We start from the raw sequence: 14,568 nt of genomic DNA, 5'->3' as shown, positions 1-14,568 counted from the left end.
CTACGAAATTGATATTATATCTTGTTTTATCTTCAATGTGATGGCATTGTCAAGGGTGCTAAATTCTGTCTAATTTTTTCATTTGCTTATAAAGGATTGGAATGGGTATTTAAGGATCAATATCATTTAGCCGATTTTTTGGGAAATGTAACGGTTGATATGGCAAAAACAGCTTTGGCTGCTGCTGGAGCTTGGGCTGTAGGCACAGTATTATTATCAAGCGCTGTGGTAGGAGGCAGTGTAGTAGCTGTTGGGTTAATTGTCTTTCTTGTAGGGGTTGGTATCACGATGACTTTAGATTATATAGATAAGCAATATGGCTTAAGTGAAAAAGTTATTTAATACTTGAGAGAGGAGTCAAAAAGAAAACCAAGAACACCTGAGGTTGATGTTAATAAAATATTTCACTCATGGCCAAGGTTTTGATTATGCCAAGATGGGATAAAATAATAGTTTCCATATTCTTTCTTATTTTATTTATCGTAATTGGAATACTTGTTTATGGTTACACTATTTCGTTATTTCTGATGGAAGATATTATTATATTTTCAGAGCCTATTGTTATGTTAACACTGGGGGTACCACTTGTCATATATACTTGTTTCGCAATGACAATTGAGTTTTTTCTTGGTGTAAAATCAATTGTTTTTATGTCTTTAATGACATTTAATAAATTAATAATGCGATATTTAGTCTATTTAGGACTTGCCGGTGTATTGCTCAGTTTTCCTATCTCATTTGTAGTAAATATCTTTCTTCTTGATGAAGGATATAAAACGTGTGATAAAATTTCGTGGCTATCACCCACTACATATGTAAAAGAATTATCGTTTTGCAATAACAAAAAAGCCCTTAACAAATAATGAAAAGGGCTTTTTAATTCAATGTATTATACGACTTCTATTAATTCATGCCGTATTTTTTCAGTTTCTTACGCAGTGTGCCACGGTTAATGCCCATCATTTGCGCAGCACGTGTTTGGTTACCACGGGTGTATTGCATCACCATGTCCAACAATGGCTGTTCAACTTCAGCCAATACCAGCTCATATAAGTCATTAACATCTTGACCGTTTAATTGAGCAAAATAGTTCTTCAGTGCTTGTTTAACTGAGTCACGTAAAGGTTTTTGGGTTACCTGATCTTGTGAATTTACAGTGGCAACGGTTAGTACGTCTGAATTTACGCGTTGTTCGAACATAGTTCTGTCAGCTCTTTTATTTATTTACGCAAAAAATTTTCGAAATATGCTTCCAACGCCTCCAGCTGTTCGCTGGCATCCTCTATGGCGTTGAAGGAGCGCCGAAACTGGTCATCAGGGGCATGTTCCTTGAGATACCAAGAGACATGCTTGCGTGCAATGCGAGTTCCTTTGCCTTGACCGTAAAAGTCGTGCAATTCACGCACATGCTTTTGCATTATTTGTTGCACCTTTGCAATCGGCAAAGGAGGCAACAGTTCACCTGTGTCCAGATAGTGCTGGATTTCCCGAAAGATCCAGGGTCTTCCCTGAGCAGCGCGACCGATCATTAAAGCATCGGCTCCAGTGTAGTCAAGCACTGCTCTGGCTTTTAGCGGGTCAGTTATGTCTCCATTCGCAATAATGGGAATAGAGACACTCTGCTTAACTGTCCGAATACTGTCGTATTCAGCTTCACCTTTGAACAAACACTCGCGCGTACGTCCATGAATGGTGAGAGCCGCAATACCACAATCTTCAGCCAATTTGGCAATCTCTACACAGTTTCGTTCATCAGGTGACCATCCTGTACGGATCTTGAGTGTAACAGGTACATCAACCGCATTGACCACCGCAGAAAGGATCTCTGCGACTAAATCCGGATAACGCAGCAATGCCGAGCCTGCTAACTTTTTATTCACCTTTTTTGCCGGACAACCCATATTAATGTCGATAATCTGAGCGCCACTTTCTACGTTTATTTTCGCAGCTGTAGCCATATCAACAGGGTCACTTCCCGCAATTTGTACGGAGCGGATCCCCAATTCATCGCTATGTACCATCCGTAACCGAGACTTGTCTGTCTTCCAAACCTGAGGATTAGAAGAAAGCATTTCAGAAACTGTCATCCCCGCACCCATGTCATAGCAAAGTGACCGAAAAGGTCGGTCTGTAACGCCAGCCATTGGAGCTGCAATGAGGCAATTTTTTAACTGATACTGTCCGATTCGCATAGATGAAAAGAGGGCCAAACTGTGACTGCAAGGGCGCGTATATTACGCATTTTTTACCAGATATGAAAGGACAAAGTTTAACCAAATCGCGAAAAAAAGTTACTTTTTTATACTTGATTTTTTATAAATAGATTATTTAGTCAATAAAAACAATGCGTTAATGTTTTTCTAAAATTTTAAATTTAAATATAGAGAAGTAACAAACTCAAGCAACAAGGTGATATTTATCAGGCAAAATTGTGATTAATGCCTGATAAATAATCATTAAGTGAAACTTTAACTGTTTAATATTATCGCAAATTGTTTAATATTTAACCTTTGTTATTTTTTCACTCCGGTAATACGACACCACTCTTCTTTTTCAGCCACAGGATCTAAAGTAAATTGTTCTTGATAAGCTTGTGCAACACTGTCAGCTTGTGTGGAAAGAACACCGGAAAGACCTAAATGCCCCCCTTGACGTGGCAGTGTGCTGATAATAGGAGCCAATTCACGTAATGGACCAGCTAAGATATTTGCGACCACTACATCGGCACTGAGATTGTCTGGTTGGTCTTTAGCAAGGTATAGCGTCAGTGCATCAGCGACACCGTTACGTTGTGCATTGTCGCGACTTGCTTGGATAGCTTGTGGGTCGATATCGATACCTATCGCTTTCGCAGCCCCCAGTTTTAATGCTGCAATGGCTAAAATACCTGAGCCACAACCAAAGTCGATAACGGTTTTACCTGCGAGATCTAAACCATCGAGCCATTGTAGACATAAAGAGGTGGTTGGGTGAGTACCAGTACCAAATGCCAGACCTGGATCGAGCATGACATTTACAGCGTTAGGATTAGGCACTTCACGCCAGCTTGGGCAAATCCATAAACGTTCGCCAAAGCGCATAGGGTGGAAGTTATCCATCCATTCGCGCTCCCAATCTTTATCTTCTAACTGTTCGATTTTATGTACAAATCCTTTACCCAGCACCGCCGTGTTTTCTAACATAGCCACGATGATACTCATATCGGTTTCTGCATCATATAAGCCAATAACATCGGTATCACCCCAGAGGCGAGTTTCTCCCGGTAATGGCTCAAAAATAGGGGTATCGTGGCTATCTTGAAAGGTTACTGATACCGCGCCACTTTCAACCAACTCATCACCAATGGCTTCGGCGTTTTCTGAGGTGGCATTTAGTCTTAATTGTATCCAAGGCATAATTAATCTCTTTTAAAAACAAGTTCACTGTAATGGAGCAGATTGAGGCAAGGTTTGTTCTCCAAACCTATTTGCGACAAGAAAGGCCACTAAGCTCAATAACAGCGCAGGAATAATAGGATGAAATCCAGCAATCTGGATATTAAATGTTGCCAGTGTAGCATAGAGTGTGGCACCGGTTATCATGCCCGCAATCGCGCCATAACGGTTTGCTTTGTTCCAGTAAAGGCCAAGTACTAGAGGCCATAAGAAAACCGCTTGTAGTCCACCAAAGGCAAGTAAATTGAGCCAAATTATCATTGATGGCGGGTTCCATGCAGCAAATAGCAATAAGATCCCTAAAATCAAAGTAGATAGGCTAGATAAACGCGCAATGCGTTTTTCATTGTTTATGGCATGAGGCGCGAGATTGAGATAGAGATCTTTAACCAATGTCGCTGATGATTGTAGCAGTTGTGCGTTAATCGTTGACATGATGGCTGCCATCGGTGCCGCTAAAAATATACCGGCAGCAAAAGGCGGTAATACATCAACCATTAAGGTTGGAATAACTTGATCTGGCACGGTGAGATCAGGAATGATTGCCCGACCTAATGCGCCCGCAAAGTGCATACCAAACATTAATAACGCCATCACGATGGTGCCGATGATGATCCCTCTGTGCATGGCTTTGCTGTCTTTATAAGAGATACAGCGCACTGCAGTATGGGGAAGGCCGATAACCCCAAAACAGACCAATACCCAAAATGACGCCATAAAGGGGCCAGTTAAAATGCCGTCAGCACCATGAGGTGAGGTAAGGGCAGGATCGATAGCATTTAGTTTTTGTATTGCAATATCTAAACCACCCGCCTTGTAGATAATGGCAAAAAGCAAAATAAAGGTGCCCAATAACATCACAAGGCCTTGTAAGGCATCATTTAATACACTAGCTCTAAATCCACCTATCGCTGTATATAATGCGATTGAGATACCAAATATCAGCAAACCAAATTCATAGGGAATACCCGCCGCGGTTTCTAATAAGCGAGCACCACCAATAAATTGTACGGTCATGGCACCGACAAAAGCTACCAGTAGACTTAAGCTGGCAAACCAGACTAAAAAGCGACTTTGGTAGCGAGCATAGAGCATATCATTTAGGGTGACGGCGTTATAACGACGCGCCAAAATAGCAAATTTTTTACCTAGTACCCCGAGGGAGAGCCAAATAGCGGGGAGCTGGATCATCGAAAGAAGTACCCAACCAATGCCGTATTTGTAAGCCGCTCCTGGTCCACCAATAAAAGAGCTAGCACTGACATAGGTTGCCGTGATGGTCATTGCAAGGACAAATCCACCCATAGAGCGGTTACCAAGAAAATACTCGTTAAGAAATTGCCCTTTTTCACGTTTACGATATGCGTATGCGGATAATAGGAAGACCAATAAGAGATAGCCAACCAGTGGCACAATAACCTCAGTTTGCATTGTCATGCTCATCTCCTAACGGCATATCTTTGAAAAAATAGCGTACCATCAGATAGCACAGTAAAAAAAATAGCACAGGCAAAAATAGGCATGAAAGCTCAAACCAAACCGGTAGGCCGGTTAGTCCCACACTATTATCGGGTAAATAGGCAGTAAGTAACCAACCCAATAAGTAGATAAAAGTAAGCACTAAGGCCAAGAGGGCTTCTTTGTGGGCCTGAACAAAACGCTTGTCCATCTGTTCTCCCAATCTTTATAGGATTAAAACGAATGGGAAGGATTGTACGGGAAAGTGAGAGGTGATTCAGTGAAAATTGATCATAAACTTATTGGTGGCATCAAATGATGAGGAATTGATTGGCGGTTAAGTGTGCTGCAGGAACTTATTTGGGTTATTTAATAGACTATTTAGTCGAATAAAAAAGGCATAGTCGATAAACTATGCCTTTTACTGATAAGCTAAAAAGATTAATTTTCAGTTAAACCTAGGCGTTTTTCTAGGTAGTGAATATTAGTACCACCTTTTTGGAATTGCTCATCATTCATAATGAATTGGTGTAGCTCAATATTGGTTTTAATGCCGTCAATAATAAGTTCTGCCAACGCATTTTTCATACGAGAAATCGCAATTTCACGTGTTTCACCGTAAGTGATCAATTTACCAATCATTGAATCATAGTGTGGTGGAACGGTGTAACCTGCGTAAATATGTGATTCCCAACGTACACCAAATCCGCCTGGTGAGTGGAAACGAGTGATGGTTCCCGGGCTTGGCAAGAAGGTTTTTGGATCTTCTGCGTTGATACGGCACTCAATAGCATGTCCATGAACGTGAATTTGATCTTGCGTGACCGATAATGGTAAGCCTGATGCAATACGCAGTTGCTCTTTGATAAGGTCAACACCGGTGATCATCTCAGTAACAGGGTGCTCAACCTGAATACGGGTATTCATTTCGATAAAGTAGAATTCGCCATTTTCATAGAGGAATTCAAACGTACCCGCACCGCGGTAGCCAATTTCAATACAGGCATTTGCACAGCGTTCACCGATATTTTTACGGATCTCAGGGGTAATACCCGGTGCTGGTGCTTCTTCAACTACTTTTTGGTGGCGACGTTGCATTGAGCAGTCACGTTCAGCTAAATAGATAGCATTACCTTGTCCATCGGCCATCACCTGAATTTCGACGTGGCGTGGATTTTCAAGGTATTTTTCCATATAGACCATATCGTTGCTAAATGCCGCTTTGGCTTCCGCACGGGTCATGGAGATTGCTTGCGCTAAGTCTTTTTCTGAGCGAACAACACGCATACCGCGACCACCGCCACCACCTGATGCTTTGATGATAACAGGGTAACCAATGCGTTTGGCGATTTCGATATTTTTGGCTGTATCGTTACCTAATGGGCCATCTGAGCCTGGTACACAAGGAACACCGGCTTTTTTCATCGCTTCAATAGCGGAAACTTTATCACCCATTAGGCGAATGGTTTCCGCTTTAGGGCCAATAAAAATAAAACCTGAGCGTTCAACTTGTTCGGCAAAATCGGCATTTTCAGACAGGAAGCCATATCCTGGGTGAATGGCTTGCGCGCCACTTATTTCTGCCGCGGCAATAATTGCCGGAATATTTAAGTAACTTTTTGCTGAAGCAGCGGGACCAATACAGATAGTCTCGTCTGCCAGCAGAACGTGTTTTAAATCACGGTCTGCCGTGGAGTGAACGGCGACTGCTTTGATCCCAAGTTCCTTACAAGCTCTTAGGATACGCAGTGCAATTTCACCACGGTTGGCAATGAGGATTTTTTCTAGCATGGGCCTGCCTCGTTATTCGATGACAAAGAGTGGATCGTCAAACTCAATAGTATCGCCATCTTGGCAAAGGATAGATTTAACAACGCCCGCTTTATCAGATTCGATTTGGTTCATCATTTTCATTGCTTCAACGATACACAGTGTATCGCCAACATTGACTTGCTGACCCACTTCAACAAAGACTTTTGCTTCTGGGCTTGGTGAACGATAGAAGGTACCTACCATTGGTGAGCGAACAACATGGCCGCTAATTTCTTGCGTTGCTGTAGCCGCTGGTGTTTCTGGTGCTACAGGTGCAACAGCAGCTGCTAATGCAGGTTGAGGTGCTGCTGGTGCCGCAAAATATTGCTGAGGAGCCATTTGACCCTGAACGCCAGAGTTGCGACTGATGCGTACTGACTCTTCACCTTCAGAAATTTCCAGTTCAGAAATGCCAGACTCTTCGACTAGCTCGATCAGTTTTTTAATTTTACGAATATCCATGAGTTGATTCCGTACTCTTTTGATGTTTTTTATTAAGACAAGCGGTTGACCGCTGCCTGTAAAGCAAATCGATACCCTTCAGCACCTAATCCACAGATTACGCCAGTTGCGATATCAGAAAGATAAGAGTGGTGACGGAAAGGTTCCCGACTGTAGACATTGGATAGGTGAATTTCAATAAATGGAATATTCACCCCTAATAATGCATCACGCAGTGCAACACTGGTGTGCGTAAATGCTGCAGGGTTGATAAGAATATAATCAACATTTCCCCGCGCCGCATGAATTTTATTTATTAGCTCATGTTCAGCATTTGATTGAAAATGAGTCAGTTTCACATTTAATGCTTGAGCATCCGCTGACAAACTTTGAACAATATCATTCAGAGTTAGGTGTCCGTAAGTTTCCGGCTCTCTAGTGCCAAGCAGGTTTAAGTTCGGACCATTCAGGAGCAAAATATGAAAATTTTCCGACATTATGCTTCTATCTCCGTCAATTCGTCAACGAAATGACAAAATAACCTGTGCTTTTCGTTTTGTCATCTTTTATTGTATCGAATGTTACGATACAAATCACAAAGTCCGACATTATAGACATTTCACAGAAGATAACAGCAAAATACTGGTCTAATCAGGGAAAGATGGGATTATTTTGATGAAAAGTTAAAAGTTTTTACAAGATTGTAAAACCAAGAAAGTAAAATAAACAGAAGTTTAAAAAATAATCATAACATGACGTTATTTATTGATGTGACAGGAAATCTACGCTTCTTTGAGCTAGATCGATAATATATGTTATAAATGTGATCTAGATCACATTACTAACCAGGCTTAATATTAAAAACGCAATAATCTGGCATTAAATTAATCCGTTTAATGCCAGAAATTAGCTCAAAATCATGATAAATAATTACAACTTAACTAAGGTTCTACCTGTTACTTGATTATCCATTATCATCTGAGCATAGCGTGGCACCTCATCGAGTGTAATTTCGGTTACTGTTTGCTGATAAAATGTATCAGGCAATAGCTGTAGTAAACGTTGCCATACTTGAGCGCGTTTTTCTGCTGGATAATAGACGGAATCGATACCTTGCAGACGAACATTGCGTAAAATAAATGGCATGACTGTAGTAGGTAACGTATATCCTCCTGCTAATCCACAGGCGGCAACGGTGCCATTGTAATGTGTTTGTGACAAGATATTGGCAAGGATTTGTCCACCTACGGTATCAATAGCGCCTGCCCAACGCTGTTTATCTAACGCTTTACCCGCAGCCTCAAATGCTTCACGGGTGATAATATGCTCGGCCCCCAGTTTACGTAAATAATCGTGATTGCTGGCTCTGCCACTGAGAGCGGTAACCTGATAGCCAAGTGCGGTTAATAAACTAATTGCGGTGCTACCGACACCACCGCTGGCACCTGTAACTAAAATCTCACCACTATCGGGTGTTATGCCACCTTGTTCTAACGCCATCACACAAAGCATGGCAGTAAAACCAGCGGTACCAATGATCATGGCATTTTTTAACGACAGTCCTTCAGGCAGCGCCGTTAACCAATCACCTTTAACGCCCGCTTTTTGTGCTAAACCGCCCCAGTGGTTTTCACCTACCCCCCAACCGGTTAGTAACACATGTTGTCCAATATGAAAGCGGGGATCTTCTGTATGGTGAACCACTCCTGAAAAATCGATACCGGGAACCATTGGAAATTGGCGTAGAATTTTTCCTTTACCTGTTATGGCTAAGCCATCTTTGTAGTTTAGTGTCGAGTAGTGGACATCAACAATGACCTCATGAATAGGGAGTTGTGATTCATCGATATGTTGGACGCCGGCGCTAAGTTTATCGCTGTGTTGTTCGACTAATAATGCTTTCATGATGACCTCTTATTGCTATCCGTTTCTGTCATGATAGGTGATTTTTTAGCAAGCGTTGTGATTGTGCACAATATCTCGTGTAATAATGAGACAAATTAACGCTTTTTAGTGTATAAACGATGGGTTCTATGTTCATTTAAGCAGAGATTATTCTGAGTTTTACATTTTTGTTGTGAGTTGATACTTAAAATATTTTACGATTGGGCCAAAAATAACATTTATCTTCGTTTATTGAAATTAAGCTAATAGGTTGTTTTGGCCACCATCAAGATGAGTATGATGATCGCTATCTTCATCAAATGATGGGGTAAATGTTATCGAAAATAGATATTGCTGATGTGAATAATTAAATGAATAAATTTTATTTGAACTTGAACCCTTACTTTTGTGTCACAGTGTGGCAACCAAGTAAGATTTTTCTTTGTCGATATCTACGTGATTTGTATTGTGATTAAGTCAAATAAATCTTACGTAGGATCGAATTTATGCGTTAATCGTTTTAATTAGCCCATTTTTATGCAGTTTTTTTCTGCTCCAATTGGGAAAAGTAACGTAGAATATTGTGCCTTTATGATTATTCACGTGTCCACTTTTAACTAAGTAGCGGATCGCGCCTTGTCGCTGCTTATTGTGGTTGGTAGAGTAGACGGATTTTTCCGTCCCGGCTTGCAGGATTATCCTTTCGTATGTTTAAAAAATTTCGTGGCATGTTTTCCAACGATCTGTCTATTGACTTGGGTACCGCCAATACCCTGATTTATGTCAAAGGACAAGGTATTGTTCTCGATGAACCTTCTGTAGTTGCGATCCGCCAAGATCGCGCAGGTACATCAAAAAGTGTTGCAGCCGTCGGGCATGAAGCCAAACAGATGCTAGGGCGTACACCTGGGAATATCGCAGCTATTCGTCCAATGAAAGACGGTGTTATTGCTGATTTTTATGTAACCGAAAAAATGCTTCAACACTTCATAAAACAGGTTCATAACAACAGCTTTATGCGTCCAAGCCCTCGTGTATTAGTGTGTGTACCTGTTGGTGCGACACAAGTTGAGCGTAGGGCTATCCGCGAGTCGGCACTTAGTGCGGGTGCTCGCGAAGTCTTTTTAATTGAAGAACCTATGTCTGCTGCAATTGGTGCAGGTTTACCGGTATCTGAAGCGACGGGTTCAATGGTCGTTGATATTGGTGGTGGGACTACAGAAGTTGCGGTTATCTCATTAAATGGTGTGGTTTATTCCTCTTCTGTACGTATTGGGGGAGACCGTTTTGATGAAGCTATCATTAATTATGTACGTCGTAACTACGGTTCATTGATCGGTGAAGCAACCGCTGAGCGTATTAAGCATGATATTGGCTCTGCTTATCCTTCAGGCGAATTAAATGAGATTGAAGTACGTGGACGTAATTTAGCGGAAGGGGTACCACGTAGCTTTACTTTAAATTCCAATGAGATCCTCGAAGCTTTACAAGAGCCATTAACAGGTATTGTAAGTGCTGTGATGGTTGCCTTAGAACAGTGTCCGCCAGAGCTTGCTTCTGATATTTCAGAACGAGGTATGGTCTTAACGGGGGGTGGGGCACTGTTACGTAACCTAGACCGTTTATTAATGGAAGAAACAGGTATTCCTGTTATTGTGGCTGAAGATCCGCTTACCTGTGTGGCTCGTGGTGGTGGTAAAGCATTAGAAATGATCGATATGCACGGTGGCGATCTATTTAGCGAAGATTAATATTATTGTGCGAGTAAGGGAGAAAGGATTCCCCCTTAATCACAATATAACAATATTAACACCTGTTCTTTTACTTCTCCGTGTGAGTGATCTTAGAGTTTATGAAGCCTATTTTTAGTCGGGGGCCTTCCCTGCAACTAAGATTAATAATCGCTGTGATTATCGCGATATCGTTGTTAATTGCTGATAATCGCATAGGTGCTTTTTCAAAAGTCCGTCAGTATTTGGATACTGCTGTGAGTCCTTTCTATTTTCTTGCAAATGGGCCTCGTCGTTTCCTTGATCAACTCTCTGAAACCTTTGCAACTCGCGAACGTTTACAATTTGAAAATCAAGCGCTAAGAAAAGAGCTTCTTGTTCGCAGTGGTGAAAGTCAGCTACTGGAACAATTTAAACAAGAAAATGCCCGCTTACGAGAATTACTTGGTTCACCTTTACGTCAAAATGAGCAAATGACGGTAACACAAGTGTTGTCTGGTAATAGTACGCCTTATCGAGATCAAGTGGTGATAGACAAAGGCACTAATGATGGGGTGTATGAAGGTCAGCCTGTTATTAGTGATAAAGGCGTTGTTGGACAAGTTATTGCCGTAAGTGAGTTAACCAGCCGAGTACTGTTAATTTGTGATACCTCTCATGCATTACCGGTACAAGTATTACGCAATGATATTCGCGTTATTGCCTCAGGGGCTGGGTGTGCGGATGATCTACTGTTAGAGGCACTACCTGCGAATATCGATATTCGTGTAGGGGATGTGTTAGTCACCTCAGGATTAGGGGGACGCTTTCCTGAAGGTTATCCTGTTGGGGTTGTTTCTTCGGTAAAAGTCGATAATCAACGTGCTTATTCGGTGATTAATGTGCGACCTTCTGCTGAATTACAACGTTTACGTTATCTGTTGCTATTATGGAACGCCTCAGAGAAGAAACAAGCGCCACCGTTACCTTCAGAGGTTTACCGTGCTGCCAATGAACGTTTGATGCAATTAATGCCACAGGTACTGCCTAACTATGAACAAGCGGGGCCACCACTGCCTCGTTCTATGTCACAAGAGCCAACGGAAAATAGCGCCACCCCAAGTGATATAGCACCAGTAGCACCAACGGAAAACAGTAAACCTCAACCTAATACGAATCGAGGTAGATAGTGACAATCAATCCTTATCGTAGCCGTGGGCGTTGGATTATTTGGCTCTCGTTTCTAATAGCTTTGGTGTTACAAATTATGCCTTGGCCTGAGCAACTAGAAGTTTATCGCCCTATTTGGCCAGTGTTGTTTCTGATTTATTGGATAACGTCATTACCTCATCGTATTAGCGTTGGAACAGCATTTGTTCTTGGGATGAGCATGGACTTAGTGCAAGGGACAACATTAGGCGTAAATGCGTTGGCTTATACCCTAGTAAGTTATGTTATCGCCTTTAAATATCAATTATTTTGTAACTTAGCGTTATGGCAACAGTCATTAGTGGTAATGTTAGCGATTGGCGTGGTTGATCTTACTGTATTTTGGGCAGAATTTTTGCTTTCTCCCGTGACTTTTCACCCACAAGTATTCTGGAATAGTCCAGTCAGTGGTATTCTTTGGCCATGGCTTTATTTTTTGCTTCGCAAAGTCCGTCACCAGTTTTCAGTTCATTAACCTCTCTGGATCATGACGGTATTTTTGTGTCACCGTCATGAGGATATTATTGTGATCACTCTTTACCTTGCATCGAGTTCCCCCAGAAGGCGAGAGCTTCTGTCACTGTTGGATGTTCAATTTAGCACCATTACACCGGCAATTGATGAAATTTGGCAACAAGGTGAAGCACCGGAAGATTATGTTATCCGTTTGGCGAGAGAGAAATCTCAAGAGGGGGTACGTCAAGCGACAAATGACTATCCAGTATTAGGCTCTGATACTATCGTAGTTCAAGCAGGTCGTATTCTGGAAAAACCACGAGATAAAGCGCATGCAGCACAAATGCTAAGTAATCTTTCAGGTGCAACCCACCAAGTGATGACGGCGATTGCTATTTCAGATAAAACCCGAACAATAAGCCAATTAGTTGTCACGGATGTGACTTTTAGAAAGATGACAGAAAGTGAAATTAGTGCGTATATTGAAACGGGAGAGCCAATGGATAAAGCTGGCGCTTACGGTATTCAGGGAAAAGGAGGCCGTTTTGTACAACGGATTGAGGGTAGCTATCATGCTGTTGTCGGCTTACCGCTTGTTGAAACCGAAGCATTGATAGCTCAATTTTTGTCTCTAGCGAATGATAAGGAGATTTCATGACAGCAGAGCTATTAGTGAATGTGACTCCCTCTGAAACCCGAGTGGCCTATATCAGCGGGGGCATACTACAAGAGATCCACGTTGAAAGAGAAGCCAAACGAGGTCTTGTCGGAAACATCTACAAAGGTCGGGTAAGTCGTGTATTACCTGGGATGCAAGCTGCATTTATTGACATTGGGCTTGAGAAAGCCGCTTTTTTACATGCTTCTGATATTATGCCTCACACGGAATGTATCGCGGGTGAAGAGCAGAAAAAATTTAATGTTCGTGATATTGCGCAACTTGTACATCAAGGTCAGGACTTGATTGTACAAGTGGTGAAAGATCCTCTAGGTACAAAAGGGGCACGTCTTACAACAGATATCACATTACCATCACGTTACTTGGTGTTTATGCCGGGGGCTTCTCATGTGGGTGTTTCACAACGTATTGAAAGTGAAGAAGAACGTGAGCGCTTAAAACACTTGGTAGAAGAGTATTGTGATGAAAATGGTGGGTTTATTATTCGCACCGCCGCTGAAGGTGTCGGCGAACATGAAATAAAACAAGATGCTGCTTTTTTAAAGCGCCTATGGAATAAAATCATTGAGCGTAAAAAAAGAAATAAAACGCGCATTCAAATTTATGGCGAGCTCGCTTTAGCACAACGTATTCTACGTGATTTTGCAGGGGCTGAATTAGATAGCATTCGAGTTGACTCTAAATTGACTTATCATCAATTACAGGAGTTTATTGGTGAGTATATTCCTGAATTAACCGCTAAACTTGAATTACACCAAGGTAATCAACCTATTTTCGATCTCTACGGGGTTGAAAGTGAAATTCAGCGCGCGTTAGAGCGAAAGGTTGAGTTAAAATCAGGAGGCTATCTGATTATCGACCAAACCGAAGCAATGACAACGATTGATATCAATACGGGCGCTTTTGTTGGTCATCGTAATTTAGAAGAGACGATTTTTAATACCAATGTTGAGGCGAGTCAGGCGATAGCGCGGCAACTGAGATTACGTAATTTAGGCGGCATTATCATTATTGATTTTATTGATATGAGTAATGAAGATCATCGCCGTAGAGTATTAGCTTCCTTAGAACAAGCATTGAGCAAAGATCGCGTGAAAACGACCATCAATGGTTTTTCACAATTAGGTTTGGTTGAGATGACACGTAAACGAACCCGTGAAAGTCTCGAGCATGTACTTTGTGATGACTGTCCTACTTGCCAAGGCCGTGGTACAGTAAAATCAGTTGAAACGGTATGTTATGAAATATTACGAGAAATTGTTCGTGTTCATAAAACCATAGACGCAGATCGCTTTTTGGTTTATGCCGCCCCCGCTGTTGTGGAAGCACTAAAAGGTGATGAATCACATGCTTTAGCCGAAGTGGAAATTTTTGTTGGGAAGCAAGTCAAAGTGCAAACTGAGCTACTCTATAGTCAGGAGCAGTTTGATGTGGTGATGATGTAATGGATTCGCCTTGCTAATAAATATGATGGCAGAAAGGAGAC

16 protein-coding genes are annotated in these 14,568 nt (G+C 41.7%); 7 read left to right on the top strand and 9 right to left on the bottom strand.

Going from position 1 to position 14,568, the window contains the following annotated elements:
• Positions 1–21 precede the first annotated feature (21 nt).
• The gene (locus ACYUCW_RS11965) at positions 22–342 is read left to right on the top strand and encodes a hypothetical protein (protein WP_036971311.1); all 321 of its coding nucleotides are present in this window, start codon (positions 22–24) and stop codon (positions 340–342) included.
• An 86-nt stretch (positions 343–428) separates the two neighbouring features.
• Positions 429–863 carry a DUF1240 domain-containing protein gene (locus tag ACYUCW_RS11960; protein ID WP_004248896.1) on the top strand — a complete coding sequence of 145 codons (435 nt, stop codon included), beginning with the start codon at positions 429–431 and terminating at the stop codon, positions 861–863.
• Between the two features lie 40 nt (positions 864–903).
• Here the strand turns inward: ACYUCW_RS11960 and fis are convergent, their stop codons facing one another.
• The 9 genes from fis to acuI form a co-directional block, all read right to left on the bottom strand.
• Complete coding sequence (fis, locus tag ACYUCW_RS11955; RefSeq protein ID WP_004245342.1) at positions 904–1,200, bottom strand: DNA-binding transcriptional regulator Fis; 297 nt, start codon at positions 1,198–1,200, stop codon at positions 904–906.
• A gap of 20 nt (positions 1,201–1,220) precedes the next feature.
• The gene (gene dusB / locus ACYUCW_RS11950; RefSeq protein ID WP_004248899.1) at positions 1,221–2,192 is read right to left on the bottom strand and encodes a tRNA dihydrouridine synthase DusB; all 972 of its coding nucleotides are present in this window, start codon (positions 2,190–2,192) and stop codon (positions 1,221–1,223) included.
• A 321-nt stretch (positions 2,193–2,513) separates the two neighbouring features.
• The gene (prmA, locus tag ACYUCW_RS11945) at positions 2,514–3,395 is read right to left on the bottom strand and encodes a 50S ribosomal protein L11 methyltransferase (protein WP_460408666.1); all 882 of its coding nucleotides are present in this window, start codon (positions 3,393–3,395) and stop codon (positions 2,514–2,516) included.
• A gap of 24 nt (positions 3,396–3,419) precedes the next feature.
• On the bottom strand, positions 3,420–4,865 hold the full coding sequence (gene panF, locus ACYUCW_RS11940) for a sodium/pantothenate symporter (protein ID WP_004245338.1): 1,446 nt from the start codon (positions 4,863–4,865) through the stop codon (positions 3,420–3,422).
• Positions 4,855–5,103 carry a YhdT family protein gene (locus ACYUCW_RS11935; protein ID WP_004252713.1) on the bottom strand — a complete coding sequence of 83 codons (249 nt, stop codon included), beginning with the start codon at positions 5,101–5,103 and terminating at the stop codon, positions 4,855–4,857. The genes panF and ACYUCW_RS11935 overlap by 11 nt, the downstream gene beginning before the upstream one ends.
• Positions 5,104–5,333: 230 nt before the next feature.
• On the bottom strand, positions 5,334–6,683 hold the full coding sequence (gene accC, locus ACYUCW_RS11930) for an acetyl-CoA carboxylase biotin carboxylase subunit (RefSeq protein ID WP_004245336.1): 1,350 nt from the start codon (positions 6,681–6,683) through the stop codon (positions 5,334–5,336).
• 12 nt (positions 6,684–6,695) lie between these two features.
• Positions 6,696–7,166, bottom strand: a complete 471-nt coding sequence (accB, locus tag ACYUCW_RS11925) for an acetyl-CoA carboxylase biotin carboxyl carrier protein (RefSeq protein WP_004245333.1) — start codon at positions 7,164–7,166, stop codon at positions 6,696–6,698.
• A gap of 32 nt (positions 7,167–7,198) precedes the next feature.
• Positions 7,199–7,642, bottom strand: a complete 444-nt coding sequence (gene aroQ, locus ACYUCW_RS11920; protein WP_004245332.1) for a type II 3-dehydroquinate dehydratase — start codon at positions 7,640–7,642, stop codon at positions 7,199–7,201.
• 433 nt (positions 7,643–8,075) lie between these two features.
• A complete protein-coding gene (acuI, locus tag ACYUCW_RS11915) occupies positions 8,076–9,050 on the bottom strand; it encodes an acrylyl-CoA reductase (NADPH) (protein ID WP_012368829.1) in 975 nt (324 codons plus the stop codon).
• 686 nt (positions 9,051–9,736) lie between these two features.
• Here acuI and mreB point away from each other — a divergent pair.
• From mreB to rng, 5 genes are all read left to right on the top strand, one after another.
• Complete coding sequence (mreB, locus tag ACYUCW_RS11910; protein ID WP_460408664.1) at positions 9,737–10,780, top strand: rod shape-determining protein MreB; 1,044 nt, start codon at positions 9,737–9,739, stop codon at positions 10,778–10,780.
• 101 nt (positions 10,781–10,881) lie between these two features.
• Complete coding sequence (gene mreC, locus ACYUCW_RS11905) at positions 10,882–11,928, top strand: rod shape-determining protein MreC (RefSeq protein ID WP_063215785.1); 1,047 nt, start codon at positions 10,882–10,884, stop codon at positions 11,926–11,928.
• Positions 11,929–11,933: 5 nt separating this feature from the next.
• A complete protein-coding gene (mreD, locus tag ACYUCW_RS11900; RefSeq protein ID WP_026090452.1) occupies positions 11,934–12,422 on the top strand; it encodes a rod shape-determining protein MreD in 489 nt (162 codons plus the stop codon).
• 51 nt (positions 12,423–12,473) lie between these two features.
• Positions 12,474–13,061: a Maf family protein gene (locus tag ACYUCW_RS11895; RefSeq protein ID WP_004248907.1), complete on the top strand. Its 588-nt coding sequence runs from the start codon at positions 12,474–12,476 to the stop codon at positions 13,059–13,061.
• Positions 13,058–14,527: a ribonuclease G gene (gene rng / locus ACYUCW_RS11890; protein ID WP_046335258.1), complete on the top strand. Its 1,470-nt coding sequence runs from the start codon at positions 13,058–13,060 to the stop codon at positions 14,525–14,527. The genes ACYUCW_RS11895 and rng overlap by 4 nt, the downstream gene beginning before the upstream one ends.
• The last annotated feature ends 41 nt before the right edge of the window (positions 14,528–14,568 follow it).

The organism is Proteus sp. MB838 (genome assembly GCF_054767435.1).
Note: the sequence above shows the minus strand (reverse complement) of the source record. Positions and strands in the feature narration are given on the sequence as shown.